The following is a 26,084-nucleotide window of genomic DNA, read 5'->3' as shown; positions in this document are numbered from 1 at the left end:
GCGCGTCGATACCGACCGCGCCGGGCCTTGCTAGAGAAGGAGGGCGTTACTGGACGGCGTCGATACGCTTGATGATGTCGGCGTAAGCCGCGCCGTATTTGGCGCGAACCGGCGCGGTGGCGTCATAGAAGGGCTTTTTGTCGACGGTGATGAACTCCACGCCGGCGGCCTTGAGCTTGGTTTCGCTGCTGGCGGACTTGGCGTCCCACAGCACGCGTTCGTCCGCCTGGGCGGCCTTGGCGGCTTTCTTCACCATGTCCTGCTGGGCGGGGGTGAGCTTGTTCCAGGTGATTTTCGACATCACGATGGGCTCGGGCAGGATCAGGTGTTCGGTGAGGGTGTAGTACTTGGCGTTCTGGAAATGGTTGTGTTCGAGCAGGGTCGGCGGGTTGTTTTCCGCACCGTCGATCACCCCGGTCTGCAGGGCGCTGAAGATCTCGCCGGTGTCCATGGCAATGCCGTTGGCCCCCATTTCATTGAAGGCTTCGATGAACAACGGGTTGCCTTGCACGCGGATCTTCATGCCCTTGAGGTCTTCGAGCTTGCGCACCGGTTTCTTGGTGTAGAGGTTGCGCGTGCCGCCGTCCATCCAGGCCAGGGCCACCAGGCCGAATTCCGAATCGGTGATCTTGGCAAGGATCTCATCGCCGATCTCGCCGTCGATGACCTTGCGCATGTGCGCCTGGTCACGGAACACGAACGGCAGGTTGAACACATTCACGTCCGGCACCACCGGGCCGACGATACCGAGGCTGACACGGGTCATCTGGACCGCGCCGACCTGGGCCTGTTCGACCACTTCTTTCTCGGAGCCCAGCACACCGCCGGGGAAGTACTTGAAGGTCAGTTCGCCGTTGCTTTCCTTGGTCAGGGCCTTGCCCATGTTTTCTTCGGCAACGACGGTGGGGTAGCCGGCGGGGTGGATGTCGGCGAACTTGATTTCCAGGGCGTGGGCGGCGCTGGCGAGGGAGAAGCATGCAGCGGCGAGCAAGGTGCGTTTGAAGTCCATGGGGGTTCATTCCTGTCTTGTTATTGTTGTATTCAAGGCACAGCGATGCAGCTAGAGGGTGAACGTGGGCTCCGGCAATCCGACAACGCCGGGGTTGAGGGCGAACACGCCGCCGGACAGCGACTGGGGACTCTGGTCGTCACGGATCGAGGTGACGAACAGGGTGTCCAGGCGGCTGCCGCCGAAGGCGCACATGGTGGGTTTTTTCACCGGTACGGTGAGGGAACGGTCGAGGCGGCCGTCGGGGGTGAAACGGTGGATCAGGCCGGCGTCGTTGGCGCAGATCCAGTAGCAGCCGTCGGCGTCTACCGCCGCGCCGTCGGGGCGACCGAGGTAATTGTGCATGTCCACGAAGACGCGACGGTTGGAGGGCGTGCCGGTGTCGATGTCGTAGTCGAAGGCCCAGATCTGTTGCACCAAGGGGTGTGAGTCCGAGGCGTACATCGTGCGACCATCGGGGCTGAACGCCAGGCCGTTGAGGGTGATGAAGCCGTCCAGTTGTGCATGGGGCGCGGCGCCGGATGCGTAGCGATAGAGGATGCCCTCGGGCGCATTCAAGCCCATGTTCAGCACCATGCTGCCGGCCCAGAAGCGGCCCTGGCGATCACAGCGGCCGTCGTTCAGGCGCATGTCGGCGCGGGGATGTTCGACACTGGCCAACGGCGTGGAGTCGAGGCTGCCGTCATTGTACGCAGTGAGCTGGAAAAAGCCGCTTTCCATGCCGGCAACCCAATTGCCCGCATCGGTGCGGGCGATACACGCGAGCATCTGCGGGGCTTTCCAGGCGGCCAGATGGCCGGTCGCGGCGTTCCAGCGTTGCAGGCCGCCATTGGGAATATCTACCCAGTACAGCGCGTTCTCCTCGGGCACCCACACCGGGCATTCGCCCACGGCGTTGCGGGCGTCGACAATCAATTCGGCGTTCATGGGTCAATCGCCGAAGGGGCCGGCCGCGCAGAATGCGCCGCCCTGGTAGACCTTGGCCGGGTCATCGGCAGCCACGGGCGGCTGGGTTTCGACCTGGGCGCGGAACACTTCGGAGCTGTCCTTGGGCGCAAAGCCCAGGTGGGCGGCGTAGCGGTTGTCCCACCAGGTGTCGAGGTTATCCGACATGCCATACACCACGGTGTGGCCGACGTTGGGCGTGTACAAGGCGCGTTCGAGCAGTTGGGTCAGGTCATCGAAACTCAGCCAGGTGTGCATCATGCGGCGGTTCTGCGGCTCCGGGAAGGACGAGCCGATGCGGATGCTCACGGTCTCGATGCCATAGCGGTCGAAGTAGAAACTGGCCATGTCTTCGCCGTAGGACTTGGACAAGCCGTAGTAGCTGTCCGGGCGGCGTGGCGAGTGGGCGTCGAGCTGTTCGCCCTGCTTGTAGAAGCCGATCACGTGGTTGGAACTGGCGAAGATCACACGCTTCACGCCGTGGCGGCGGGCGGCTTCGTAGATATGGAAAATCCCGCAGATATTGGCGCCGAGCACTTCTTCGAACGAACGCTCAACCGATACGCCGCCGAAATGCAGGATGGCGTCGACGCCTTCCACCAGGTGGTGCACGGCTTGCTTGTCGGAGAGGTCGCAGGTCTGCACTTCTTCGGACGCGTCGGCAGCCGGCGCCATGTTGGCAATATCCGACAGGCGCAGCACGTGGGCGTAGGGCCGCAGGCGTTCGCGCAGAACTTTGCCGAGGCCGCCGGCGGCACCGGTGAGCAGCAAGCGGTTGAATGGAACGGGCGGGGTGGTGAGGGTGGTCATGTAGGTTCCATTGTTGTTGTAGGTTGTCGTATGACTTTGCGGAAGTATCGTTATTGATTCCCAGGCTTGTCAACGCCCTTCAGGCTGGCATTGCTCAAATGTGGGAGGGGGCTTGCCCCCGATGGCAGTGTGTCAGGCAGCAGATATGCCTCTGGTCCGCCGCCACGGGGGGGCAAGTGCGAATCGTCGCACTGCTTCTGTCACCTTTAGAGCAGTGAAATCGGGTAGCTAATGAACAGCCGGTTCTCGTCGAACTCGTTATTGCTGAAATCCCGACGCATGGTCGAGTTGCGCCAGCGCACGTTCAAGTCCTTCAGTGCACCGCTCTGTACGGTGTAGGCCAGCTCCGATTCGCGTCCCCATTCCTTGCCATCGGTGATCGCCCCGGTGTGCACGTTGCTGCCGCTGATGTAGCGGTTCATCAGGGTCAGCCCCGGAATGCCGAGCACCACGAAGTTGAAGTCATGGCGCACCTGCCAGGATTTCTCCTTGGCGTTGTCGTAGCTGGCGTTGTAGCTGTCGTTGGCCAGGGTGCCGCCACTGGTGCCGTTGACCCGCATCCACACGCTGTCGCCGGTGAGTTTCTGCAGGCCCACATAGAAGGTGTTGCCGTTGTACTTGGCCGAGAGGAGGGCGAAGGCGGTCTTGTTGTCGAGGTCGCCAGCCAGCGCGCTGCCGTCTTCCTTGCCGGTGAAAAAGCCAAGGTTGGCGCCCAGGGTCCAGTCGCCCACGGGTTGGCTGTGGGTCAGGTTGAAATACTGTTGCTGATAGATGTCGGTGAGTTCGGCGTACCACACACCGACCTGGGTGCGCTTGTCGTTGAAGCTGTATTCGCCGCCACCGAAATTGAAACGGTCGGAGGTGAACGCGGCTTTGCCGTTCATGAACATGTCTTCCATGCTCGCGTCGTTGCGCGGGCTGTTGCCGCGAAATTGCCCGCCGTAGAGGGTCAGGCCGGCGATCTCATTGGACGTGACCTGGCCGCCACGGAAGGTCTGGGGCAGGGAGCGGCCATCGTCGGAGCGCAGGATCGGCAGCACCGGCATCCATTCGCCGACTTTCAGCTCGGTCTTCGACAGCTTGGTTTTCAGCGCCACACCCAGGCGCCCGAAGTTATCGGCCGGGCGGCCATCGCTGTGGATCGGCAGCAACTGCGTACCGCCAGTGCCTTTACCGCCGTCGAGCTTTTGGGAATACAGGCCCAGCACATCAATGCCGAAGCCCACCGTGCCTGTGGTGTAGCCGGACTTGGCATCGAGGATGAAGTTCTGCGTCCACTCTTCGGCCTTGCCCTGAGGGTTGCTCGGGTTGGTGAAGTTGCGGTTGAAGTAGGCGTTGCGCAGGTTGAGCGTGGCTTTGGCATCGTCGACGAAGCCTTCGGCATGGGCGTTGAGGGGAAGGGTGAAGGCCAGGCTGCCGAGACCGATAAAACCCAGGCGGACGCAGGAATTGCGGGCGAGTGAACTCACAGTGAAGCTCCCTTTCTTTTGTTGTTTTTATTATTTGTCATACGTTGTCGTACAACATTTGGTGCGATATTTGCGAGGTTTTCAGGCGTTGTCAAGCATAAGTTATACGATGACCTGCTCGGTGTGGACGGTCAATGTGGGAGGGGGCTTGCCCCCGATGATGGTGAATCAGCAGCCTATTTACCTGCTGACACACCGCAATCGGGGGCAAGCCCCCTCCCACCTTTGACGGTGTGTTTCAGTCAATCATGAGCATCGGCGGCAAGGTGCCCAGGAGGGAAACGGCAGCGACGGCGGCAATCCCCAGCACCCACTCCAGCTTCACACTGGCCTTTAGGCTGCCCAGGCGCTCTTCACAACGCTCGATCCGCAGTCGGTTCAGCAGCGCCAGGGCCAACATACCCAGCACCAGCAACACCTTGATCAACAGGATCAGGGCGAACCCGTTGAACAACGGTGTAGGCCACAGCTGCCCGGTGAGTACACGCACGTTGATCAAGCCAGTCACCAGCAAACCGGCAACCAGGCCGTAACCCACACCGCTGAAGCGTCGCAGGATCGGCTCCAGCGCAATATGCCGGGATTGGCGCAGGATCAACACCAACAGCAGCAACCCGCCGAGCCAGGCACCGACACACACCAGGTGCACCACCTGATTGAGGATCAGCAATCTGCCGCTGAGCCCGTCCAGCATGGCGCCATGGCCGACCGGTGCCAGTGTGGCCAGCAGCAGCGCGATCACTGGCAGGCGCACCATCGGCCAGGGTTTGACCAGCACCATCACCAGCAGCAGGTTCAGCAACAGGTGCCACACCCACACCTGGCCGAAGAAGGTCTTGCCCAGCACCAACTGCACCGTGGCCGGCTGCAGCGCTGCGTCCCAACTGCCGGCCATGCTCGCGGTGATCAGTAACAGCCAGGCCAGGCCGGAGCCCAGGCCCAGCCAGGCCAGGCCACGGGCGATCCGCTCAAGTTGCCGGTCCAGCGCCGGTTGCGGTGCAGCGCCGAGCAGCCAGGGCCTGAATACACTGGCCCCGAACATCAACAACACGACGCTGAAATGCACGAAGCGGCACAGCACCAGCAGGGTCGCCATGGGTTACTGGCCGACCTTGAAGCTGTATTCGCCATTGCTCTTGTGGGTGTCGACCGAGACCGCGTTCCACACCACTTTGTAGGTGCCGGCGGCCAACGGGGCGGCCGGGGTGACCACCAGCACTTTCTTGTCGGCGTCCGGTGTTTCCAGGCCCTTGATCGCGATTTCGGTGCCGTCCTTGCTCAGCGACACCTTGGTGAAGGTGGCTTCGACGCCTTCGCTGAAGGTCAGGCGCAGGTCCTTGGGCGCAGCGACGCTGCTGTCGGCCGCTGGCTCCGCAGCCTTGAGGTGGGCGTGGGCAAACGCCGCCGAGGCACCGAGCAATGAGGCGAGCAGGGCGAGGGTGGTGAGGCTTTTCTTGATCAACATTGTTCAATACCTTCGGGGTCAGGGAGTCGGTAGAGCCATGTGCAGCAAGGGAAAGGGCTTGCCTTCGCCATCCAGCGGCGAGCGCGCGACCTGGATAAAACCATAGTGCAGGTAGAACCCCACGGCTTGTGGGTTTTGTTCGTTTACGTCGACGGTGAGGGTCTCGTGACGGGCACGGGCGTGGTCCAGCAACTGGCGACCGATGCCCTGGCCACGACGCTCGGGGTCGATAAACAGCATCTCCACATTGTTCCCGCCGGTACCGATAAAACCGGCGATGCCTTGTTGATCTTCATACACCCACACTTCCAGGGCAGGCATCGGCAGGTAGGTGTCGCGTACCAGGGGCAGCAAACGTTGAATGTCATCCTCGGGGAGGAAGTCATGGGTGGCGCGCACCGAGCGTTCCCACAGTGCTCCCAGCACGGGGTCGTCGGTGGCCACACGAGGTCGAATAGTCATTGCAATGATCCTTCATGGGGACCGCGATCCTAACCAATCCGATTTCCGTGGGAAAGGTTAGCGTCAGAAGTTTCACCATGGCCTGTCGCCGCGATCTAGAGCCGATGGTAGTCTTTAAGCCAAGTTGTTGTCAGGGAGCCCTTATGGGCAATCACAAGATCGGAATTCGCCGGGTCAACGTCGAAAAAATCCTGCTGGCTGCGGAGAAAATCTTCGCCGAAAAAGGCTATGGCAGCACCGCCATGGCCGACATTGCTGAAGAAGTGCAACTGCCGCGCTCCAACCTGCATTACTACTTCACTACCAAGAGCGAGCTGTACAGCGCGGTGCTGTTCGACCTGCTGGAAGTGTGGAAGCAGGACGCCCTGAGCTTCGAGACCTTCGATGACCCCCGGGTGGTGCTCAGCAGCTACATCCGCGCCAAGATGCAGCGCTCGCGCACGCGGCCGTATGGTTCGAAAGTCTGGGCCAACGAAATCATCCACGGCGCGCCGACCCTCGGTGAGGCGCTGGATGAAAGCCTGTACGACTGGGCCAAGATGAAGGAAGCGAAGATTCGCCAATGGGTGGAGGACAAGCGCATCCTGCCGGTGGAGCCGTCGAGCCTGCTATACATGATCTGGGCCTCGACCCAGCACTATGCGGACTTTGATCACCAGGTGAAAATCTTGAATGATCACCAGCCGTTGTCGGATATGCAGTTCGAGAAGGCGATCCAGACGGTGACCAGTGTGATTTTGCGGGGGATTGGGTTGGAGCCTTGATCTTTGTTGGGGCTGAGGGCCTCATCGGGGGCAAGCCCCCTCCCACATTTTTGAATATGTTCATAAATCAACGTGTGGGAGGGGGCTTGCCCCCGATGGCGGTCTAAAGGCCTACACAGCCTCCCGGTAGGGATTCCTCGGATCCTGCGTCCAATTCAAAAACGGCTTGCCCGTGTCCATCGGCACCATCTCGATGCAATCGGCCACAGGGCAGGTGATCTGACACAGATTGCAGCCCACGCACTCATCATCAATCACCTCATATTTATGCGTGCCATCGGCCTGTTTCAGGCTGGCAATGGCCTGGTGCGACGTATCCTCACAGGCAATATGGCAACGCCCGCAGCCAATGCAGGCAGCCTGATCGATCTTGGCAATCACCTGGTAGTTGATATCCAGGTACTTCCAATCGGTCGTATTACCCACCGCCCGTCCGGAAAATTCCTGCAAGCTTTTGTAGCCTTGGCTGTCCATCCAGCGCGATAGCCCGTCCTTCATCTCTTCCACAATCCGAAACCCATGCAGCATCGCCGCCGTGCACACCTGCACCGCGCCGCAGCCCAGGGCGACGAACTCCGCCGCATCGCGCCAGTTGCCGATGCCGCCTATGCCGCAGATCGGCAGGCCCTGGGTCTGTGGGTCGCGGGCGATTTCGGCGACCATGTTCAGCGCAATCGGCTTTACCGCCGAACCGCAGTAACCGCCGTGGGTGCTCTGGGTGCCGACTACCGGCAGGGCAACCATGCGCTCCAGGTCCACGCTGGTGATGGAGTTGATGGTGTTGATCAGCGACACCGCATCCGCACCGCCACGGTACGCCGCTCGCGCCGCCACGCGGATGTCGGTGATGTTCGGCGTGAGCTTGACGATCACCGGCAGCGAGCAGTAGGTCTTGCACCAGCGCGTCACCTGTTCCACATACTCCGGTACCTGGCCCACCGCCGCGCCCATGCCGCGTTCGGGCATGCCGTGGGGGCAGCCGAAGTTCAGCTCGATACCGTCGCAGCCGGTGGCTTCAACCAGCGGCAGGATGTTTTTCCAGGATTCCTCGACGCACGGCACCATCAGCGACACGATCAGCGCACGGTCGGGCCAGTCCTTTTTCACCTGGGTGATTTCCCGCAGGTTGATCTCCAGGGAGCGGTCGGTGATCAACTCGATGTTGTTGATGCCCAGCACTTCCCGGTTGGCGCCGTAGTGCGCCGAGTAGCGGGATGACACGTTGACCGCCGCCGGGTCCTCGCCGAGGGTTTTCCACACCACGCCACCCCAGCCGGCTTCAAAGGCACGGACCACGTTGTAGGCCTTGTCGGTGGGCGGCGCGGAGGCCAGCCAGAACGGGTTGGGGGCCTTGATACCGGCGAACACAATCGAGAGATCGGCCATTACGCAGCCTCCACAGTCAGCATGAGTTGGGCGTGCATGGCTTCAGCGGCCAGCTTGCCGTGTTGCACGGCCTGCACGGTGAGGTCCTGGCCGAGGCTGACGCAATCGCCACCGGCGTACACCCCGGGAACACTGGTACGCAGCTGCTCGTCGACGAAAATGCGTTCGCCGACGCGGTGCAGTTGCTCGGCCAGCGGGTCGTGCAGCGCCTCGTTGTCGAAACCCTGGCCGATGGCCTTGAAGATTGCATCGGCGGCCAGTTCGAAGGTTTCACCGGTAGGGTGCAGGCGGCCGTTTTCCATGCGCGTGCGCAGGAAGCGCATGCCGCGTACATGACCCAGGTCATCCAGCAGCACGGCTTCGGGCTGGGCCCAGGTCAGCAGGCGTACCTGATTGGCCTTGGCGATGTCCTGTTCGTGGTGGGTGGCGCCCATGTCCGCCAGGCCGCGGCGGTATACGAGGTTCACATCGCGGGCGCCGAGGCGGGCCATTTGCACGGCCATGTCGATGGCGGTATTGCCCGCGCCGAGCACGATGCAGCGGTCGGCCAGCGGCAGTTGGGTGAGATCGTCGGCTTGGCGCAGTTCGCGGATATAGTCGGTGGCGGCGAGCAGGCCGGGCGCGTCTTCATTCGGCAAACCGAGTTGTTTGCTGGCGGCAAGGCCGAGGCCGAGGAACACCGCATCGAATTGCTGGTGCAGTTCGCTCAACGTGAGGTTGTCCCCCAGGCGTTGGCCGTGGCGGATCTCGATGCCGCCGATCTGCAAGAGGAAATCCAGCTCCTTCTGGGCAAAGTCGTCCACCAGTTTGTACTTGGCGATCCCGTATTCATTCAGGCCACCGGCTTTTTCCCGGGCTTCGAAGATCACCACGTCATGGCCGTGCAACGCACTGCGATGGGCGCAGGCCAGTCCGGCAGGCCCGGCACCGACCACGGCAATGCGTTTGCCGGTGGGCGCGGCGCGCTGGAAGGGGTGTTCGCTGAAGTGGGCGTTGTCGATGGCGTAGCGTTGCAACAGGCCGATCAGCACCGGGGCGCATTCTTCGGCGTTGTTGCGCACACAGGCTTGCTGGCACAGGATTTCAGTGGGGCACACCCGCGCGCAACTGCCGCCCAGGATGTTGGCCGAGAGAATCTTCTGCGCCGCGCCTTGCACGTTTTCGGTGTGGATATTGCGGATGAACGACGGGATATCGATTTCGCTGGGGCACGCGTTCACGCAGGGCGCGTCGTAGCAATACAGGCAGCGCGAGGCTTCCAGTTGGGCCTGGCGGGCGTTGAGGGGGGGGGCCAGGTCGGTGAAATGGCTGGCGAGGGTCGGTCCATCCTCAACGGGATGGGGGAGGTGGGTCAGGGTCTGGATCACGGTGTTGGCCTCACGGTTATTGAGGTGCTGCCTCTGATGGGCAGTGGTTTTGTTGTTGCTTGCACTGGCCTCATCGGGGGCTTGCCCCCGATAGCGGTTTCAGCGCTTTACAGCAGTGGGCCTGGAATGCTCAGCCCGCTTGCTCAACTGCTCGAACACCGGCGGATACGCCGGCCGCTCCACATAACGGCCGGCCCCGCGCTCGGCGCGCAGGTCGCCATCGGCCCAGACCAGCTTGCCCTGGCTGATGGTGTGGCTGGGCACGCCGCGTACGGTTTTGCCTTCGAAGATGTTGAAGTCGACCTGCTGATGGTGGGTCTTGGCCGAAATGGTCCGCGTGCCCTCTGGGTCCCACAGCACCAGGTCAGCATCCGCACCCACGCGGATCGCGCCTTTGCGCGGGTAGAGGTTGAAGATCTTCGCGGTGTTGGTGGAGGTCAGCGCCACGAACTCCTGCATCGACAGGCGCCCGGTGTTGACGCCTTCGTCCCACAACAGTGCCATGCGGTCTTCGATACCGGCGGTGCCGTTGGGGATCTTGCTGAAGTCGTCACGCCCGGCGGCTTTTTGCTCGGCGCAGAAGCAGCAGTGGTCGGTGGCGGTGGTGTGCAGGTTGCCCGATTGCAGGCCGTGCCACAGCGCGTCCTGATGCCCGCGTGGGCGGAACGGCGGGCTCATCACGTAGCCGGCGGCGGTCTGCCAGTCGGGGTGTTGGTAGACGCTATCGTCCAGCAACAGGTGACCGGCGAGGACTTCACCGTAGACCGGCTGGCCTTTGGCACGGGCGTAGGTGATCTCGTCCAGCGCCTCTTTGGTGGAGACGTGCACCAGGTACAACGGGGTGCCGAGGGTCTCGGCAATGCGGATCGCCCGGCTGGCCGCTTCGCCTTCCACCTGCGACGGACGCGACAGCGGGTGCGCTTCCGGCCCGGTGATGCCCTGGGCCATCAGCTTGCGTTGCAGGTGGTACACCAGCTCGCCGTTTTCCGCATGCACGGTGGGCACCGCGCCCAGTTCCAGGCAGCGCTCGAAGCTGGCGACCAGGGTGTCGTCCGCCGCCATGATCGCGTTCTTGTAGGCCATGAAGTGCTTGAAGCTGTTGATGCCGTGGTGGCTGACCAGCTCGGCCATTTCCTCGCGCACCTGCTCGCTCCACCAGGTGATCGCCACATGGAAGCCATAGTCGGACGCGGATTTTTCCGCCCAGCCGCGCCACTGGTGAAACGCCTCCAGCAAGGATTGCTGCGGGTTGGGAATCACAAAGTCGATGATCGACGTAGTGCCCCCCGCCAGGCCTGCCGCCGTGCCGCTGAAAAAGTCTTCACTGGCCACGGTACCCATGAAGGGCAGTTGCATATGGGTGTGGGGATCGATGCCGCCGGGCATCAAGTATTGGCCGCTGCCATCGAGTAGTTCAGTGCCAGCGGGTATATCCAGATTCGTACCAATTGCCCGGATTAGACCGCCTGCGCACAACACATCGGCGCGGTAACTTTCATCATGGGTAATAACGGTGGCGCCACGGATCAACAGCGACATGTCGAGTTCCTCACAGGCTTGACCGGCTTGTGCCAGTTCTAAGTGTTGTAGTACTGCTTGCCGATGGTCGGTTAATTCCTGTCATCGGTGACAGGAATAGAAGCTAGCCCGAGTTTTTAGATTGGGCAAGAAGATTTTTTATAAGCTTATACTGGTTTTAAATTGTTGATTTATAAGTATAAAAATCAATAATCACCAAAATGTAGCGGCCTCTCACCATTTTGACGCACTTGACAGGTTCTTAAATTGAGCAACATTTCTTATTGCAAATCAGACGCTTGAGACATGCCTCTTGACGGGCAGGGGAAATAAAAATAATTGTGTTGCACCAGATTGAGTCCTGATGGTTCGGGCAACTTCCGCATTATTTAGCCTGAGTAAGGCGGCAAGTACCGAAGGTTCAATCGGAAAGCTGATAAACATCAGCACGTTATATAAGCGGTGCGGGTGCGGTAACGGTTGTCGGCACGGTTATTGAGTGCAGAGGCGGCTGGCCGGGCCCGTGATGTCATGTTGTTTACGAGGTACTCCGGCCGCCTGCACGCACCTGCAGGCGCGCAACAATAATTCGAAAAAACCGTGGAGCGGCCATGCAACAGAACAGATCGCAAGTCATTGAACGCAACGGCCTGTACGAACTCGACGCCGGCACCGACGTCCTCGACAGCCCTCGCTACAACCACGACATGGCACCGACCAAGGTGCACGAACGCACCTGGAACAAGTGGCACATCACCGCGCTGTGGGTCGGCATGTCGATCTGCGTGCCCACGTATACGCTGGGCGGGGTGCTCACCGCGTATTTCGGGTTGTCGGTGGGCGAGGCGCTGATGGCGATCCTGCTCGCGAACATCGTGGTGCTGATTCCGCTGACACTCAACGCCTTTCCGGGCACCAAGTACGGCATACCGTTTCCGGTGTTGCTGCGCTCGTCATTCGGCATCCTTGGTTCGAACGTACCGTGTCTGATTCGAGCACTGGTGGCGTGCGGCTGGTTCGGGATCCAGACGATGTTTGGCGGGCTGGCGATCCACCTGTTCCTGGGCTCGATCTTCGAGGGGTGGAAGTCCCTCGGTGGTACCGGCGAGGTGATCGGCTTCATGATTTTCTGGTGCCTGAATTTGTGGGTGGTACTGCGGGGCGCCGAATCGATCAAGCGCCTTGAGACCCTGTCGGCACCGCTGCTGGTGGCGGTGGGCATCGGCCTGCTGGTGTGGGCGATGCCCAACGTGTCGATCAGCGAGCTGATGGCGATCCCGCCCAAGCGTCCCGAGGGTGCGAGCCTGACCGGTTACTTCATGGCCGGACTCACCGCAATGGTAGGGTTCTGGGCCACCTTGTCGCTGAACATTCCTGACTTCAGCCGCTACGCCAAAAGCCAGAAGGACCAGATCCTCGGGCAGATTTTCGGCCTGCCGCTGACCATGTTCCTGTTCGCCGCCCTCGGCGTGATCATGACCGCCGCTTCGGTGAAACTGGTGGGCGTCAGCGTGTCCGACCCGGTGACACTGATCGGGCATATCCAGAGCCCGGTGTGGGTGGCCGTGGCCATGGCGCTGATCATCGTCGCCACCTTGTCCACCAACACGGCGGCGAACATCGTCTCGCCCACCAACGACTTCCAGAACATCGCGCCCAAGCTGATCAACCGCACCACGGCAGTGATCCTCACCGGCCTGGTCGGGCTGGCGTTGATGGCCCATGAACTGCTGAAGAAGCTTGGGCTGATCGTTTCCGATGTGAGCCTGGAGACCGTCTACTCCAATTGGTTGCTCGGCTATTCCAGCCTGCTGGGGCCGATCGCCGGGATCATGGTGGTGGACTATTTCATCACGCGCAAACAGCAGCTCGACCTGGCCGGTCTCTATCGTGATGACGTGTATCCCGCATGGAACTGGAGCGGTTTCATCGCCTTCGGCGTGCCGGTGGTGCTGACCTTGCTGTCGTTGGGCAGCGATGCGTTCAGCTGGTTCTACAGCTATGGCTGGTTTACCGGTTCGGCGCTGGGTGGCCTGTTGTACTACGGGCTCAATGCCAAGCGCGTGGCCAGCCCGGTCGCGGTGAAAACACCGCTGTAAATAATTTGAAATGCAATCCACATGTGGGAGCGGGCTTGCTCGCGAATGCGGTCTTTCAGGCGACATTTGCAGCGACTGACACGGCCTCTTCGCGAGCAAGCCCGCTCCCACATGTATGACCGCATTCCATTGATGGAATCGGCTCAATCCATAAGAAATGTAGCCTGAGGAGATCCCCATGAACGCTGCCCTGGACGTTCTGCAATCCACCGATCAGCACATCAACCGCGACCGCCTGTGGCAATCGCTGATGGACCTGGCCAGGCTCGGCGCCACGCCCAAGGGTGGCGTGTGTCGCCTGGCCCTTACCGACCTCGACCGCAAGGCCCGCGACCTGTTCGTGCAGTGGTGCGAAGACGCCGGTTGCACCGTGACCATCGACGGCATCGGCAACATCTTCGCCCGCCGCCCCGGACGCAACCCCAACCTGCCGCCGGTGATGACCGGCAGCCATATCGACACCCAGCCCACCGGCGGCAAGTTCGATGGCTGCTTTGGTGTGCTGGCGGGAGTGGAAGTGCTGCGTACGCTCAATGACCTCAAGTTGGAGACCGAGGCTCCGTTGGAAGTGGTGGTGTGGACCAACGAAGAAGGCTCGCGTTTTCCGCCCTGCATGATGGGCTCGGGGGTGTTTGCCGAGAAATTCACCCTGGCCGATACCTTGGCCAAGGTCGACGTGGATGGCGTCAGTGTGGGTGATGCGCTGAATGCCATTGGCTATGCGGGCTCGCGGCCGGTCAGCGGGCACAAGGTGGGAGCGTATTTCGAGGCGCATATCGAACAAGGGCCGATCCTTGAGGACGAGAAGAAGACGATTGGCGTGGTGCTCGGCGCCTTGGGGCAGAAGTGGTTCGACCTGAAACTGCGCGGCGTCGAGGCGCATGCGGGGCCGACGCCGATGCACCTGCGCAAGGATGCCCTGGTGGGCGCGGCAGCGGTGGTGGCGGCGGTCAATGCGGCGGCGTTGGGGCATCAACCTCACGCCTGTGGAACTGTCGGGTGCTTGCAGGCGTATCCCGGTTCACGCAACGTGATTCCAGGTGAAGTACGCATGACCCTGGACTTCCGTCACCTGGAGCCGGCGCGCCTGGACTCGATGATTGCCGAGGTGCGCAAGGTCATTGAAGACACCTGTGCCAAACATGGCCTCAGTTTTGAGATGGAGCCCACCGCTGACTTCCCGCAGCTGTATTTCGACAAAGGCTGCGTAGACGCGGTGCGCAATGCGGCGAATGGCCTTGGCTTGTCGAACATGGATATTGTCAGTGGGGCAGGGCATGACGCAATTTTCGTCGCCGAACTGGGCCCGGCGGGGATGATCTTCGTGCCGTGTGAAGGTGGTATCAGCCATAACGAAATCGAGAATGCCGCACCGGATGACCTGGCTGCTGGGTGTGCGGTTCTATTACGCGCAATGGTGGCAGCTTCCGACGCAATCGCCAGCGGCAAGTTAGCCGCCTAAAATACGGTAGAAAAAAATGTGGGAGGGGGCTTGCCCCCGATAGCGGTGGGTCAGTCACCCTGTTATCGGGGGCAAGCCCCCTCCCACATTTGAACAGTGTGTGATGTTAGATCCAGATGGCATCCCACAATGGGTAGTCGCCGATCTTTTTCACCAGGCCTGCTCTCAATGGATTGGCCACTACATACCTCGCCATCTTCACTAGATCATCCTCCTTGCGCAGTGCGCGGTCATGAAAGCTTTCCTGCCAGAGTCTTCCCTTGCGTCCGCTTAGGCCGTTGACGGACCGCGTGCTCTTGGATTTTACCTGCCGCATCAGGTCCGCCAACGAGCCTTTTTTCAACTCAATAAGCCAATGAAAGTGGTCGGGCATGATCACCCACGCCAGCGAGTTTGCGAGCCCTCGGTACTGAGCCAGGCGAAACTGCCAGACCACCCGTCGACCGAGGTGGAAGTCGCTGAATATCGGTAGGCGTTCGTGGGTGTTGGTGGTGATCAGGTAGATGCGGTTGGGTTCGCTGAAGCGTCCGATGCGCAGCCGATGTGAAGCGGGTAAATCTGCCATTCCCTGGCCCTCTCAAGGTGTGTTCAGAGAGGCTAGATTGGAGGGCAGGAGGGTGAGGGGCGGCCTTTTGGCAGGATGTGTCTGGAAGAGCGCTATCGGGGGCAAGTCGAGTCGTCGCACCGCCCCTCCCACATTGGTTCTGCGGTGTTCATACTTTGTGTGTCCGACACACGATAAGTGTGGGAGGGGGCTTGCCCCCGATAGCAGTGTTTCAGTCGCTACATGAGTGACTGATCTAGTTCAATTGATAGTTATGTGACTAACCCACCTTATCAAGCACCCGGCTGCCAGCCACCACCCAGCGCAGTCACCAACCCCACACTCGCCTGCAACTGTCGCGTCTGCACCGCCTGCAACGTGCGCTGCGCCTGTAACGCTGCCGTCTGCGCCGTCACCACATCCAGATAACTCACGGCCCCCGCCTCGTAGCTGTTCATCGCCAGCGCCTGGGTGTGCTGCGCCGCATCCGCTGCTGCCTGCTCATCCAGGGCTTCCTGCTGCAGATCTCGCAATTGCCCCAGGTTATCTTCCACCTCGCGCACGGCCTTCAGCACCTGGCTGCGGTAGTGCGCCGATGCCTCTTCGAATTCGGCTTTGGCCTGGCGCTCGTTGGCGCTCAGGCGGCCGCCGTCAAAGATCGGCAGATTCACCAGCGGCCCCAGCGCCCAATAGCGATTGCCGGCGGACAGCAGGTTGCCGACGCCTTGCGTCTGCCCGCCAATCAACCCGGTCAGGCTGAAATCCGGGTACCACGCAGCCTTCGCTACACCTATGTTCGCATTGGCCGCAAACACCCGCCGTTCCGCCGCTGCAATGTCTGGCCGACGTTGCAGGAGATGGCTTGGCAGCTGCGATGGGATGCCCGGCAGTGCAATCAATTGCGGACTCGGCGGCAGGGAAAAATCGCTGGCCGCCACGCCCACCAGTTCACCGATGGCATGCTCGATCAGGTTGCGTTGCCCGCGGACTTCATCCAACTGCGCCTTGGCTTCGGCGAGTTGATTCTGTGCACGCGTCAGGTCCAGCTCCGAAGCAATCTGGCCCTCGTACCGGCTGCGGGTCAGTTGCAGCGCCTGGCTGAAATCATCCAGCGAACTGTTGAGGATCCGCGCCTGTGCATCCAGCCCATTGAGCTGCACATACAGGCTCGCCAGATGATGCTGCAAGCTCAGGCGCGCCACCGCCAAGTCATCCCCGGACGCTTGCGCCTGGGCATCGCCGGCCGCCACCTGGTTGCGGATTTTGCCCCACAGGTCCAAGTCGTAACTCAACGAAAACCCCGCTGTATTGCTGTTGTACACCGACGGCTGCGTGGTGCCTCGCAGCGGCCGTGAGTCCGATTGCCGCTGGCGCAACGGCTGCGCGCTGGCGGTGATCTGCGGGAACAGGCCGGCATGCAGCTGGCTGGCATACGCCTGGGACGCGTCAAAGTGCGCCAGTGCCGCCGCCAGGTCCGGGTTGGCCTTGAGCAGTTGTTGTTGCAGGTCGTTCAGGCGCGGATCGTGGTAGAGCTTCCACCACTCGGGTGCCAATTGGTCGGACGGTTGCGCGCTGTGCCAGGGACCGTCGCTGGTCTGTTCGCGGTAGTGCGCAGGCAGGTCAATCGGCGGCACTTTGTAGGTGGGCGCCATCGAGCAACCCTGTAGAGCCAGCAGCATCAGTGCAACGAAGGGCTTAAGCCTTGGGCGCATGCGTACCTCCAGCGGCGGCTGCCAGTTGTACCGGGTCGCCTTCGCGCAGGGCGTCGGGCGGGTTGTCGACCACGCGGTCGGCGGGTTTCAGGCCCTGGTCGATGACCAGGCGTTCACCGAGATCGAGGCCGATATGGATGTCCTGCAAGTGCACCTTATTCTGCGCACCCAGCACCGCCACTTGCGTGCCCTGGGCGCGGAAGATCAACGCGCTGGCCGGGATGCTCACGCCATGGGTGTCCACCGGGATCGGCAGGGTGGCTTCGGCGTAGTCACCGGGTAGCAACTCGCCGTTGGGGTTGTCGGCTACGAACTGCGCGAGCAGGGTGCCGGAACGCCGGTCGATGGCGGTGGAGTCGCCGATCAGGCGCGCCTTGAAGTGCTCGCCGGGATGCTCGGGCACGGTCAATTCGGCTTCCAGGCCGGGGTGGATGACCGCCGCGTAGTTCTGCGGCACCGGCACATACAGGCGCAATTGGTGGGTGTCGGCGATGTTGAACAGCTCCGGGTCGCTGTCGGTGTCGGCCTTGATCAACTGGCCGATATCGGTATTGCGTGCGGTGATGGTGCCGGCGAACGGCGCGCGGATCGTCTTGTAGCTTTCCAGTGCGGTCAGCCTGGCGTAGTCGGCAGCGGCGGCCTCGGCGTTGGCTTTGGCGGCAGCGGCATTCGAGGTTTTTTCATCGGCTTCCTGGCGCGACACCGAGTGGCTCGCCAGCAGGTTCTGCCAGCGCGTGGCGGTGGTGGCGGCCAGGCGTGCGTTGGCCTGCTCCTGCACCAGGCGTGCGTGGGTCTGCGCCAGTTGTTGGTCGAGGTCGGGGCTGTCGATCTCGGCAAGGATTTGCCCGGCTTCGACCCGCGTCCCGATGTCGGCTTTCCAGTCCTTGAGGTAGCCGCTGACCCGCGCATGGATCGGTGCCTTGCTCCAGGCTTCCAGGTGCGCGGGCAGGCGCAGGGTATCGCCGGCCGCATTCTGCTGCGGTTGGAACACCATCACCTGCGGGATGGCGGCGGTCTCGGTCCAGGCCGTGACCGACTGTTCGTGCAAGGTACGGGCGTGCAGGCCGTTGGCGACCAACAGGGCGGCCAGGGTCAGGCCGCCGACACCCATGAGCATCAGACGCTTGCGCGAGGGTTTGTGATCAGACGACATGAGACGTTTCTCCAGCTGTAGCACGATTAGGGTGACGACCGTGGACCAGGCTGAAGACCACGGGTACAAACAACAGGGTGGCGGTGGTGGCGAGGATCAGGCCACCGATCACCGCACGGCCGAGCGGGGCGTTCTGCTCTTCGGACATCGCCAGGGGCAACATGCCGATGATCATCGCCAGGGCGGTCATGCACACCGGACGAAAACGCGTGTAGCCGGCTTCCAGGGCGGCCTTGAGTGCGTCGCCATGTTCGGCCAGGCGTTCGCGGCAGAAGCTCACCACCAGGATCGAGTTGGCCGTGGCGACGCCCATGCACAGGATGGCGCCGGTCAGTGCCGGCACCGACAAGGACGTGCCACTGAGGAACAGCATCCACACGATCCCCGCCAGCGCCGCCGGCAAGGCGGTGATGATCACGAACGGGTCTACCCACGATTGGAAGTTGACCACGATCAGCAGGTAGATCAGCACCACCGCACCGAGCAGGCCAAAACTCAAGCCGCTGAACGCTTCATGCAGTGCATCGATCTGCCCATGCAGGCTGATCACCGCGCCTTTGGGGCGCATGGAGGCGGTGTCATCCAGCACTTTCTGAACGTCACGGGCCACGCCGCCGAGGTCGCGGCCTTGCACGTTGGCATACAGGTCCAGGGTCGGCTCGATGTTGTAGTGGGTCACCACCGCCGGGCTCTGCACGCGGGAGATGGTGGCTACACCGCCGAGGATCTGCGACTGGCCGTTAGCACCGGTCACCGGCAGGGCTTCCAGCGAGGGCAGGCTGTCGAGGCGGTATTGCGGGGTGGCCGCGACGATGGAATAGGACACACCGTTGGCCGGGTTGAGCCAGAAGGTCGGCGCCACCTGGGAACTGCCGGCGAGGGACGCCACCATGCTGTTGGTCACGTCGCGCTCGGTGATACCCAGGCCATTGGCGCGCAGGCGGTCGACGTTCACCTGCAGCGACGGGTAGCCGGTGGATTGCTGGATACGCAGGTCGGCGATGCCCGGTACGTTTCGCAGGCGTCGCTCAAGCTCCACTGCATAGGCGCGGTTTTCTTCATCACTGCGCCCGGAGATCTTCACGTCCAGCGGAGCCGGAGCGCCAAAGTTGAGAATCTGGCTGCTGATGTCCGCCGGCAGGAACGCAAAGTGGCTGCCGGGGAAACTTTGCGGCAGGGCTTCACGCAGTTTTTTCACGTAATCGGCGGTGGGCGCATGGTCCTTTTTCAGGGTGACCTGTATATCGCCATCCTGCGGACCGATGGTGCCGCTGCTGCTGTAGGCCATGTCGATGCCGCTGAGCGGAATGCCGATGTTGTCGACGATGGTGTCCAACTCTTCGGCGGGGATCACTTCGCGGATCCGCGCTTCGATGCGGTCGAAGGCCGCGGCGCTTTCTTCGATACGCGTGCCCAGTGGCAAGCGTACGTGCAGGGCCAGGGCGCCTGCGTCGGTGGCCGGGAAAAAATCCTGGCCCAGGCTCGGCAGCAGCAGGAACGACGCCAGCACACAGGCCAGGAAGCCGACGATAAAACGCTTGCGATTGCCCAGCGCCAAGGTCAGCAAGCCGTGGTAGGTGTCGCGGATATTCGAGAAGTGACGCTCGAAGCCCTGCTGGAAATTCAGCACCGATTGCAACACGCGATTGCGCGGTTTCGGGTGCTGTTCACCCTCGTGGTGGTTGATGAATTCATCTTCCGGGTGATGCCCAGCGCCTGGCTCCGGCGTGTGCGGCTTGAGCAGGAACATCGCCAGGGTCGGCACCAGCGTCCGCGAGAGGATGAACGAACTGGCCATGGCAAAGATCACCGCCAGGGCCATCGGCCGGAACAGGTAACCGGCGATGCCTTGCAGCAGGAACATCGGCACGAACACGATGCAGATGCACAGCAGCGAGACGAACGCTGGGCCGACAATTTGCGCGGCACCGTCGAGGATCGCGGTCTTCACCGCCTTGCCTTGCCCCAGATGCCAGTTGATGTTTTCGATGGTTACCGTGGCGTCGTCCACCAGGATGCCCACGGCCAGCGCCAGCCCACCCAACGTCATCACGTTGAGGGTTTGCCCGCTGGCCGCCAGTAACGCGATGGCCGAGAGCACGGCCAAGGGAATTGACGCGGCGATGATCAGCGTCGAGCGCCAGCTGCCGAGGAACAGCAGGATCATCGCACTGGTCAGCAGCGCGGCAATGATGCCTTCCTGGGCCACGCTGCCCACCGATTGCTTGACGAACACCGATGCGTCGCCGAGCAGCGAGGTCTTCAGCGATGGCGGCAGGGTTTCGTTGATGCGCGGCAACATCTGGCGGATGCCGTCGATGATCGACAGGGTGGAAATGCTGCCGTTTTTCAGCGCCGGCATCAGCACGGCGCGGTGGCCGTCGACGCGCACAATATTGGTCTGCGGTGGCGAGCCGTCACGCACGTGCGCCACCTGGCCAATCGTGATCAGCGCACCGTCGACGGTCTTGATCGGCAGGTCGTTGAGTTCATCGATGGCCTTGGGGCTGTTGTTGAGCAGGATCGTGTATTCGTCGGGGCCGAGTTTGGCGGTGCCCACCGGGATGATCTGGTTTTGCAGTGCCAGGGCGTTACCCACGTCCTGCGCCGACAGGCCTTTGGCAGCCAACGCCTGCGGGTCGAGGTCGAGGGTGATCTGGCGTTGCTTGCCACCCATCGGTGTCGGCATGGCCAGGCCGGGCAGGGAACTGAGCGGCAAGCGAATGTTGTTCTGCACCAGGTCGCGGATCTTGGCTTCCGAGAGGCTGGGGCTGGAGAACGCCATTTGCAGGATCGGCACCGTGGAGGCGCTGTAGTTGAGGATCAGCGGCGGCGTGATGCCCGGTGGCATTTGCTTGAGTACGGTTTGTGAAACCGCCGTCACCTGGGCATTGGCGGTGCGGATATCCACGCCGGGCTGGAAGAAGATCTTGACGATGCCCATGCCGGGCAGCGATTGCGATTCGATATGTTCGATGTCGTTGACGGTGGTGCTCAGGGAGCGTTCGTAGGTGTAGATCACCCGACCGGCCATGGCGTCCGGCGACAGGCCGTTGTACTGCCAGACCACGGCGACCACGGGGATGCCGATATCCGGGAAAACATCAGTGGGGGTACGCAGGGCCGCCATCGGCCCGATGATGCAGATGAAGATGGCCAACACGATAAAGGTGTATGGCTTTTGCAGTGCGGTCTTTACCAGCCCGAGCATGCGTGAACCTCCGAAAGGAGCAGGATTGCAAACCCCGGCAGTCTCACGCGACCCACCTAACACGCACCTTTCAGCCAGGTGAAGGAACATTTAGGTAAGGGCTGAAGATCGTTTCATATGTATTCATTTGTTCTACAAAGGGCTGCTCCTCAAGCTTGCAACCCATTGGACGCCTTGTCCTGTTTTGGAGCCCTGCCATGTCACTCAAACCTTTATTGTTGATTCCTGCCCTCGGTGCTGTGCTGTTGTTGTCGGCATGCGCCGGCCCGATCCCCAAGGCTGACCCGAGCGAAGCGTGGATTGGTCTGAAAGAAGAAGCGCCGAATGACCTGATGGCCGAGCGGGTAGATGGCAAGCGCGTGGATGACGGACGCTTTTTTGAAGTGCCGCCGGGGGATCATCGCCTGGATGTGACGCTGTTCGAGGAAGAACCCGGCGACGACAATCAGCAGGACTGCCAGGGGCGTGTCGAGTACAAGCACTTCAAGGCGGGTGAGCATTACACCCTGGTGGAATCCAGCCTGGGCACCACCGTGCGCGCCTCCTTGATGGATGGCCACGGCAAGGAAGTCGCGGCGACGCAGGACTTCAATTGCATGCCAGGCTAGGCGTGATGCACTGCGGCCTTGTGAGGCTTGGCGGGTGCAGCGGGTTTGGCGTGGGGGTGATGGTGCCGGCGGGTAATGCGCAACACCCCCCACAACATGGCGCCGGCTACCGCCAGCCAACCGCAGATCAACAGGAAAATCGTCGTTGCAAGGCTCATTCGGGCCTCCTTTCGCCCCGCAGGGGGCACACACAGTCTTCTCAATGGACAGTCTAGCTACCTGGCGGTTGCCTGCTATTGACCAATGGTCGAGTCCAACCAAACTTCTTTGCTATATCCACGGCCCCTGCATAAACGCGATTGGGCTATGATCAGGGCCCTTACTGGCAGTCGATCAAGAGAGTAGAAAATTGCGGTTACGGTCGAACCTGAAAACATCCTTGTTGCTTGCTTGTGCCGTGGGCCTCGCGGCCTGCTCCTCCACGCCATCGAGGCTGGCGGGCCTGCCGGAGCGTGTCGAGCTCAATGGCGTGCCGACCTTTCGTAGCGAGGCTTATCAGAGCGGTCCTACGTCTTTAGCCAGCATGCTGTCGCAACAAGGCATTGTCATGACACCGGGGTTGCTGGATAAGCCGTTGCATTTACCCGGCGGTGAAGCGGACCTTGAGCGCAATATGCAGGTACTGGCGCGTGAGTACGGACTGATGGTGTACCCGCTGGATGCGAAGCTGACGGCGGTGCTGGCGCAGGTCGCGGCGGGTTATCCGGTGATGGCGCGGATTGGCGGCGGGCTGTGGTCCGACGCGCACTACGTGGTAGTGGTGGGGTTCAATCAGCAGAAAAGCACGGTGCTGCTGCGCTCAGGCATGGACCGGCGCCTGTTGATGAGCTTCAGCGACTTCAAGTCAAAATGGAAAAGTGCCGGAAACTGGGCAATCCTCACCCAGCGCCCGAGCCAGTTGCCAGCCAATGTCGACGCGCAGCGCTGGCGGGATGCGGCTAACGCAACTGCCCAGGCCGGGCAGGAGCGGGCGGCGGCGCAGGCACTGAAGGTGTTGGCGGAGCGCAAATAAAAAACGGCGCTATCAAGCGCCGTTTTTATTTGGCCGGTTATCGACGCGCTTCTGCAGCGTTCGGCCGATTTTTCAGGTTCTTGTCGGCCTTGTAGCGCAACGCCACATCCGGCACCGACCCGCTCTTGCCGGTTTCAACCCAATTGCGGATGCGGCTGGCATCGGCAAAGTGGGTGAATTTGCCGAAAGCGTCCAGGATCACCAATGACACCGGACGGTTGCCCATGCTGGTCACCAGCACCAGGCAGTGGCCGGCCTGGTTGGTGAAGCCGGTCTTGGTCAGCTTGATGTCCCAGTTGGCGCGGTTGATCAGGTGGTCGGTGTTAGAGAAGCCCAGGGTGTAGTTGGGCTTGCGGAACGACACAGTCTTTTCCTTGGTGGTGCTCAATTGGCTCAGCAAGGGGTAGTGACGCGCGGCGGCGAGCAGTTTGCTCAGGTCACGGGCGGTGGACACGTTGTGGATCGACAGGCCGGTGGGTTCAACGTAGTGAGTGCTGGTCATGCCCAGCGCCTTGGCCTTGGCGTTCATCGCGGCAATAAACGCCGGGTAACCGCCTGGATAGTGGTGCGCCAGGCTGGCGGCGGCGCGGTTCTCCGAGGACATCAGGGCGATCAGCAGCATTTCTTTACGTGGCATCTCGCTGCCGATTTTCACCCGGGAAAACACGCCTTTCATTTCCGGCGTGTCCTTGATGTTGATGTCGATGTACTCATCCATGTTCTGCTTGGCTTCCAGCACCACCAGGCCGGTCATCAACTTGCTCACCGAGGCGATTGGCACCACCACGTCGGGGTTGCTGGAATAGATGACCTTGTTGGTTTGCAGGTCTACAAGCATGGCGCTGCCGGAGGCGATTTGCAGTTTGGAGGTGTCACGCGGGGCCTGGGTGGTTTCGGCGGCGTGAACGAAGGTGCCTGTAAACGCAAAAAATAGGCTGACAATAGAGAGACGAATTTTCACGCGGATGAACTCGCTAAAAAGTAAGGAAATACCGTTCGGGAACGGGTTTTGGATAAATGCCGTTACATTTTAGGAGTATGGATCAGAAACTGTCGAATGTTCTTCTAGAACCGGACGAAAGTGCTTAAAAACTAAGAAAAAACAGGATTTATTGCGGGCAATAAAAAGCCCTGCGATAAGGCAGGGCTTTTTCAGTACGCCCGGTTATTAGGCGTGCAGGGTCTCTGCGGCGTACAGCGTGTTTTCCAGCAGGCAGGCACGCGTCATCGGGCCGACACCGCCAGGTACCGGGGTGATCCAGCCGGCACGGGGCAGGGCGGTGTCGTACACCACATCGCCGACCAGCTTGCCGTCTTCCTGGCGGTTGATGCCCACGTCGATCACGATGGCGCCTTCCTTGATCCACTCACCCTTGACCAGGCCCGGCTTGCCGGCGGCAACCACCACCAGGTCGGCGCGGCCGACGTGGCCGGCGAGGTCCTTGGTGAAGCGGTGGGTAACGGTCACGGTGCAGCCGGCCAGCAGCAGTTCCATGGCCATCGGGCGGCCGACGATGTTGGATGCGCCGACAACCACGGCGTCGAGGCCGTAGAGGTCTACACCGGTGCTTTCCAGCAGGGTCATGATGCCTTTCGGCGTGCACGGGCGCAGCAGCGGGATACGTTGGGCCAGGCGGCCGACGTTATAAGGGTGGAAGCCGTCGACGTCTTTGTCCGGGCGAATGCGCTCCAGCAACTTGGAGGCGTCCAGGTGCTCGGGCAGAGGCAGTTGGAGCAGGATGCCATCGATCTTCGGATCGTCGTTGAGACCGTCGATCAGGTCGGTAAGGGCCTGCTGGGTGGTCTCGGAAGGCAGGTCGTAGGCCTTGGAAATAAAGCCGACCTCTTCACAGTCTTTACGCTTGTGCGAGACATAAACCTGAGAGGCAGGATCGCTGCCGACCAGGATCACCGCGAGGCCAGGCGTGCGCAGGCCTTGCTGGCTGCGCTCGGTGACTCGTTTGGCGATCTGCTGGCGCAGGCTGGCGGCGATTGATTTGCCGTCGATAAGTTGTGCAGTCATTACGCGTGATTAACCATCGAGAGGGGGAAGAAAAGTGCGCGCATTCTCGCATGCCAAGGCGTGAGGGCAAAGGCGCTTGGTCTGCAAATTGCCCTAACCCCTTAAATAAAATGAATTTTTTTCAAAAAAGATTTGACGGGTTTCGAGGGCGTCTATACTATTCGTCGCACTTGTCGGGCACAGCCTAGCACTGGTTAAGAAGGTCGAGCAGAATAGCGTGTTGTTCTGCAAGGCTGGAAGCACTTAGTTTGTAATCCTCCAAGAGTACAGATTAATAAGGCGCCCGTAGCTCAGCTGGATAGAGCATCCGCCTTCTAAGCGGATGGTCGCAGGTTCGAGTCCTGCCGGGTGCGCCATTAGGCAGCTTTGGCACAAGTAGCGTCAGATGGTGGGCGTAGCTCAGTTGGTAGAGCACGGGATTGTGACTCCCGTTGTCGAGGGTTCGATCCCCTTCGTCCACCCCATATTTTAAAAGGCGCCAGATTAATCGTCTGGCGCCTTTGCTTTAAGAGCTTCAAGCGCGGATGTGGTGGAATTGGTAGACACACTGGATTTAGGTTCCAGCGCCGCGAGGCGTAAGAGTTCGAGTCTCTTCATCCGCACCAAATAAAGCTTGGCCTTGTTGAAGAACGGGGTAGGGCTCGACAAAGAAGTGGTTTGGTTTCTTTGTTAACGCAATATGGTGGGCGTAGCTCAGTTGGTAGAGCACGGGATTGTGACTCCCGTTGTCGAGGGTTCGATCCCCTTCGTCCACCCCATATTCGAAAGGCGCCAGATTTAACAGTCTGGCGCCTTTTTTGGTTTTAGCGGTTCGAATATTCCGCGGTCGCAGTCACTGGGTCGCAATGGCAGGGCGTTTCGTTGTATTTATGTATCTCGATGATGCCGCGCTGCCTGCCAGCCCCGTTTGAAGGGTTGGCCGTCAGGGAGATGGATGACGACCTCTTCTATATATAGAAGGGGCGGCGCAGAGCCCTGGCGTGATGGGCTGTATTTGTCACCGGGGCGGGGTGCGTCATTGCCTTCGTACCGATAAATTACCGGCTGTTTTCGGGTGTATTTGCA

The 26,084-nt window shown here is 61.2% G+C and carries 22 protein-coding genes and 4 tRNA genes; 9 read left to right on the top strand and 17 right to left on the bottom strand.

Annotation, left to right across the window (positions count from 1 at the left end):
* Window positions 1-46: 46 nt before the first annotated feature.
* The 7 genes from ACZ445_RS19370 to ACZ445_RS19340 form a co-directional block, all read right to left on the bottom strand.
* Window positions 47-1,009 carry a TRAP transporter substrate-binding protein gene (locus ACZ445_RS19370; RefSeq protein WP_058426829.1) on the bottom strand — a complete coding sequence of 321 codons (963 nt, stop codon included), beginning with the start codon at window positions 1,007-1,009 and terminating at the stop codon, window positions 47-49.
* Window positions 1,010-1,060: 51 nt separating this feature from the next.
* Entirely contained in the window at window positions 1,061-1,936 is an 876-nt protein-coding gene (locus tag ACZ445_RS19365; RefSeq protein ID WP_058426828.1) for an SMP-30/gluconolactonase/LRE family protein, read from the bottom strand.
* A gap of 3 nt (window positions 1,937-1,939) precedes the next feature.
* On the bottom strand, window positions 1,940-2,764 hold the full coding sequence (locus tag ACZ445_RS19360; protein WP_179028240.1) for an NAD-dependent epimerase/dehydratase family protein: 825 nt from the start codon (window positions 2,762-2,764) through the stop codon (window positions 1,940-1,942).
* A 206-nt stretch (window positions 2,765-2,970) separates the two neighbouring features.
* Complete coding sequence (locus tag ACZ445_RS19355; RefSeq protein WP_058426826.1) at window positions 2,971-4,233, bottom strand: OprD family porin; 1,263 nt, start codon at window positions 4,231-4,233, stop codon at window positions 2,971-2,973.
* A 238-nt stretch (window positions 4,234-4,471) separates the two neighbouring features.
* Window positions 4,472-5,329: a copper homeostasis membrane protein CopD gene (gene copD / locus ACZ445_RS19350; RefSeq protein ID WP_464707458.1), complete on the bottom strand. Its 858-nt coding sequence runs from the start codon at window positions 5,327-5,329 to the stop codon at window positions 4,472-4,474.
* Between the two features lie 3 nt (window positions 5,330-5,332).
* Window positions 5,333-5,698, bottom strand: a complete 366-nt coding sequence (copC, locus tag ACZ445_RS19345) for a copper homeostasis periplasmic binding protein CopC (RefSeq protein ID WP_058426824.1) — start codon at window positions 5,696-5,698, stop codon at window positions 5,333-5,335.
* A gap of 18 nt (window positions 5,699-5,716) precedes the next feature.
* Window positions 5,717-6,160: a GNAT family N-acetyltransferase gene (locus tag ACZ445_RS19340; protein WP_058426823.1), complete on the bottom strand. Its 444-nt coding sequence runs from the start codon at window positions 6,158-6,160 to the stop codon at window positions 5,717-5,719.
* Between the two features lie 143 nt (window positions 6,161-6,303).
* Between ACZ445_RS19340 and ACZ445_RS19335 the strand changes: the two genes are divergently transcribed.
* Window positions 6,304-6,924: a TetR/AcrR family transcriptional regulator gene (locus tag ACZ445_RS19335; RefSeq protein ID WP_025854871.1), complete on the top strand. Its 621-nt coding sequence runs from the start codon at window positions 6,304-6,306 to the stop codon at window positions 6,922-6,924.
* A 111-nt stretch (window positions 6,925-7,035) separates the two neighbouring features.
* On the opposite strand, the gene preA is transcribed toward ACZ445_RS19335, so the two are convergent.
* From preA to hydA, 3 genes are all read right to left on the bottom strand, one after another.
* Window positions 7,036-8,310 carry an NAD-dependent dihydropyrimidine dehydrogenase subunit PreA gene (gene preA / locus ACZ445_RS19330; protein ID WP_179028243.1) on the bottom strand — a complete coding sequence of 425 codons (1,275 nt, stop codon included), beginning with the start codon at window positions 8,308-8,310 and terminating at the stop codon, window positions 7,036-7,038.
* The gene (locus ACZ445_RS19325; protein ID WP_464707457.1) at window positions 8,310-9,677 is read right to left on the bottom strand and encodes an NAD(P)-dependent oxidoreductase; all 1,368 of its coding nucleotides are present in this window, start codon (window positions 9,675-9,677) and stop codon (window positions 8,310-8,312) included. The genes preA and ACZ445_RS19325 overlap by 1 nt, the downstream gene beginning before the upstream one ends.
* 99 nt (window positions 9,678-9,776) lie before the next feature.
* Window positions 9,777-11,216 carry a dihydropyrimidinase gene (gene hydA, locus ACZ445_RS19320; RefSeq protein WP_310863682.1) on the bottom strand — a complete coding sequence of 480 codons (1,440 nt, stop codon included), beginning with the start codon at window positions 11,214-11,216 and terminating at the stop codon, window positions 9,777-9,779.
* Between the two features lie 590 nt (window positions 11,217-11,806).
* On the opposite strand from hydA, the gene ACZ445_RS19315 reads away from it, so the two are divergent.
* Both ACZ445_RS19315 and ACZ445_RS19310 read left to right on the top strand, forming a co-directional pair.
* Window positions 11,807-13,294, top strand: a complete 1,488-nt coding sequence (locus tag ACZ445_RS19315; RefSeq protein ID WP_464707456.1) for an NCS1 family nucleobase:cation symporter-1 — start codon at window positions 11,807-11,809, stop codon at window positions 13,292-13,294.
* A 178-nt stretch (window positions 13,295-13,472) separates the two neighbouring features.
* Window positions 13,473-14,756: a Zn-dependent hydrolase gene (locus ACZ445_RS19310; protein ID WP_464707455.1), complete on the top strand. Its 1,284-nt coding sequence runs from the start codon at window positions 13,473-13,475 to the stop codon at window positions 14,754-14,756.
* 106 nt (window positions 14,757-14,862) lie between these two features.
* On the opposite strand, the gene ACZ445_RS19305 is transcribed toward ACZ445_RS19310, so the two are convergent.
* The 4 genes from ACZ445_RS19305 to ACZ445_RS19290 form a co-directional block, all read right to left on the bottom strand.
* The gene (locus tag ACZ445_RS19305; RefSeq protein ID WP_464707454.1) at window positions 14,863-15,321 is read right to left on the bottom strand and encodes an REP-associated tyrosine transposase; all 459 of its coding nucleotides are present in this window, start codon (window positions 15,319-15,321) and stop codon (window positions 14,863-14,865) included.
* Window positions 15,322-15,593: 272 nt separating this feature from the next.
* Entirely contained in the window at window positions 15,594-17,012 is a 1,419-nt protein-coding gene (locus tag ACZ445_RS19300; protein WP_310863685.1) for an efflux transporter outer membrane subunit, read from the bottom strand.
* Window positions 16,996-18,165, bottom strand: coding sequence for an efflux RND transporter periplasmic adaptor subunit (locus ACZ445_RS19295; RefSeq protein WP_058426816.1), 1,170 nt, complete (start codon window positions 18,163-18,165; stop codon window positions 16,996-16,998). The genes ACZ445_RS19300 and ACZ445_RS19295 overlap by 17 nt, the downstream gene beginning before the upstream one ends.
* Window positions 18,155-21,376, bottom strand: a complete 3,222-nt coding sequence (locus tag ACZ445_RS19290) for an efflux RND transporter permease subunit (RefSeq protein ID WP_464707453.1) — start codon at window positions 21,374-21,376, stop codon at window positions 18,155-18,157. Before ACZ445_RS19290 ends, ACZ445_RS19295 begins: the two co-directional genes overlap by 11 nt.
* A gap of 197 nt (window positions 21,377-21,573) precedes the next feature.
* Here ACZ445_RS19290 and ACZ445_RS19285 point away from each other — a divergent pair, with 197 nt between their 5' ends.
* Window positions 21,574-21,984, top strand: a complete 411-nt coding sequence (locus tag ACZ445_RS19285) for a PA0061/PA0062 family lipoprotein (RefSeq protein ID WP_058426814.1) — start codon at window positions 21,574-21,576, stop codon at window positions 21,982-21,984.
* On the opposite strand, the gene ACZ445_RS19280 is transcribed toward ACZ445_RS19285, so the two are convergent.
* Complete coding sequence (locus tag ACZ445_RS19280; protein WP_464707452.1) at window positions 21,981-22,142, bottom strand: hypothetical protein; 162 nt, start codon at window positions 22,140-22,142, stop codon at window positions 21,981-21,983. The two genes, ACZ445_RS19285 and ACZ445_RS19280, sit on opposite strands and share 4 nt — an antisense overlap.
* Window positions 22,143-22,333: 191 nt before the next feature.
* Here ACZ445_RS19280 and ACZ445_RS19275 point away from each other — a divergent pair, with 191 nt between their 5' ends.
* Complete coding sequence (locus tag ACZ445_RS19275; RefSeq protein ID WP_058426813.1) at window positions 22,334-22,996, top strand: C39 family peptidase; 663 nt, start codon at window positions 22,334-22,336, stop codon at window positions 22,994-22,996.
* A gap of 37 nt (window positions 22,997-23,033) precedes the next feature.
* On the opposite strand, the gene pbpG is transcribed toward ACZ445_RS19275, so the two are convergent.
* Together pbpG and folD are read right to left on the bottom strand one after the other, a co-directional pair.
* Window positions 23,034-23,957 carry a D-alanyl-D-alanine endopeptidase gene (gene pbpG, locus ACZ445_RS19270; RefSeq protein WP_058426812.1) on the bottom strand — a complete coding sequence of 308 codons (924 nt, stop codon included), beginning with the start codon at window positions 23,955-23,957 and terminating at the stop codon, window positions 23,034-23,036.
* A gap of 207 nt (window positions 23,958-24,164) precedes the next feature.
* Complete coding sequence (gene folD, locus ACZ445_RS19265) at window positions 24,165-25,019, bottom strand: bifunctional methylenetetrahydrofolate dehydrogenase/methenyltetrahydrofolate cyclohydrolase FolD (protein ID WP_058426811.1); 855 nt, start codon at window positions 25,017-25,019, stop codon at window positions 24,165-24,167.
* Window positions 25,020-25,298: 279 nt separating this feature from the next.
* Here folD and ACZ445_RS19260 point away from each other — a divergent pair.
* From ACZ445_RS19260 to ACZ445_RS19245, 4 genes are all read left to right on the top strand, one after another.
* Window positions 25,299-25,375: transfer RNA gene (locus ACZ445_RS19260), tRNA-Arg, on the top strand.
* 32 nt (window positions 25,376-25,407) lie between these two features.
* Window positions 25,408-25,483, top strand: a tRNA-His gene (locus ACZ445_RS19255).
* Window positions 25,484-25,539: 56 nt separating this feature from the next.
* Window positions 25,540-25,624 (top strand) — tRNA-Leu (locus ACZ445_RS19250).
* 77 nt (window positions 25,625-25,701) lie between these two features.
* Window positions 25,702-25,777: transfer RNA gene (locus tag ACZ445_RS19245), tRNA-His, on the top strand.
* Window positions 25,778-26,084: the final 307 nt, after the last annotated feature.

The organism is Pseudomonas allii (assembly GCF_055380095.1).
The sequence above is the reverse complement of the archived record's forward strand: the minus strand, read 5'-3'. Positions and strand labels throughout refer to the sequence as shown.

Coding starts and splice junctions, on each gene's coding strand:
- folD (WP_058426811.1), bottom strand. CDS start 25,019: ATGACTGCACAACTTATCGACGGCAAATCAATCGCCGCCAGCCTGCGC.
- ACZ445_RS19290 (WP_464707453.1), bottom strand. CDS start 21,376: ATGCTCGGGCTGGTAAAGACCGCACTGCAAAAGCCATACACCTTTATC.
- copD (WP_464707458.1), bottom strand. CDS start 5,329: ATGGCGACCCTGCTGGTGCTGTGCCGCTTCGTGCATTTCAGCGTCGTG.
- ACZ445_RS19280 (WP_464707452.1), bottom strand. CDS start 22,142: ATGAGCCTTGCAACGACGATTTTCCTGTTGATCTGCGGTTGGCTGGCG.
- ACZ445_RS19360 (WP_179028240.1), bottom strand. CDS start 2,764: ATGACCACCCTCACCACCCCGCCCGTTCCATTCAACCGCTTGCTGCTC.
- ACZ445_RS19335 (WP_025854871.1), top strand. CDS start 6,304: ATGGGCAATCACAAGATCGGAATTCGCCGGGTCAACGTCGAAAAAATC.
- ACZ445_RS19285 (WP_058426814.1), top strand. CDS start 21,574: ATGTCACTCAAACCTTTATTGTTGATTCCTGCCCTCGGTGCTGTGCTG.
- ACZ445_RS19340 (WP_058426823.1), bottom strand. CDS start 6,160: ATGACTATTCGACCTCGTGTGGCCACCGACGACCCCGTGCTGGGAGCA.
- ACZ445_RS19370 (WP_058426829.1), bottom strand. CDS start 1,009: ATGGACTTCAAACGCACCTTGCTCGCCGCTGCATGCTTCTCCCTCGCC.
- ACZ445_RS19315 (WP_464707456.1), top strand. CDS start 11,807: ATGCAACAGAACAGATCGCAAGTCATTGAACGCAACGGCCTGTACGAA.
- ACZ445_RS19310 (WP_464707455.1), top strand. CDS start 13,473: ATGAACGCTGCCCTGGACGTTCTGCAATCCACCGATCAGCACATCAAC.
- preA (WP_179028243.1), bottom strand. CDS start 8,310: ATGGCCGATCTCTCGATTGTGTTCGCCGGTATCAAGGCCCCCAACCCG.
- hydA (WP_310863682.1), bottom strand. CDS start 11,216: ATGTCGCTGTTGATCCGTGGCGCCACCGTTATTACCCATGATGAAAGT.
- ACZ445_RS19300 (WP_310863685.1), bottom strand. CDS start 17,012: ATGCGCCCAAGGCTTAAGCCCTTCGTTGCACTGATGCTGCTGGCTCTA.
- ACZ445_RS19295 (WP_058426816.1), bottom strand. CDS start 18,165: ATGTCGTCTGATCACAAACCCTCGCGCAAGCGTCTGATGCTCATGGGT.
- ACZ445_RS19305 (WP_464707454.1), bottom strand. CDS start 15,321: ATGGCAGATTTACCCGCTTCACATCGGCTGCGCATCGGACGCTTCAGC.
- ACZ445_RS19365 (WP_058426828.1), bottom strand. CDS start 1,936: ATGAACGCCGAATTGATTGTCGACGCCCGCAACGCCGTGGGCGAATGC.
- copC (WP_058426824.1), bottom strand. CDS start 5,698: ATGTTGATCAAGAAAAGCCTCACCACCCTCGCCCTGCTCGCCTCATTG.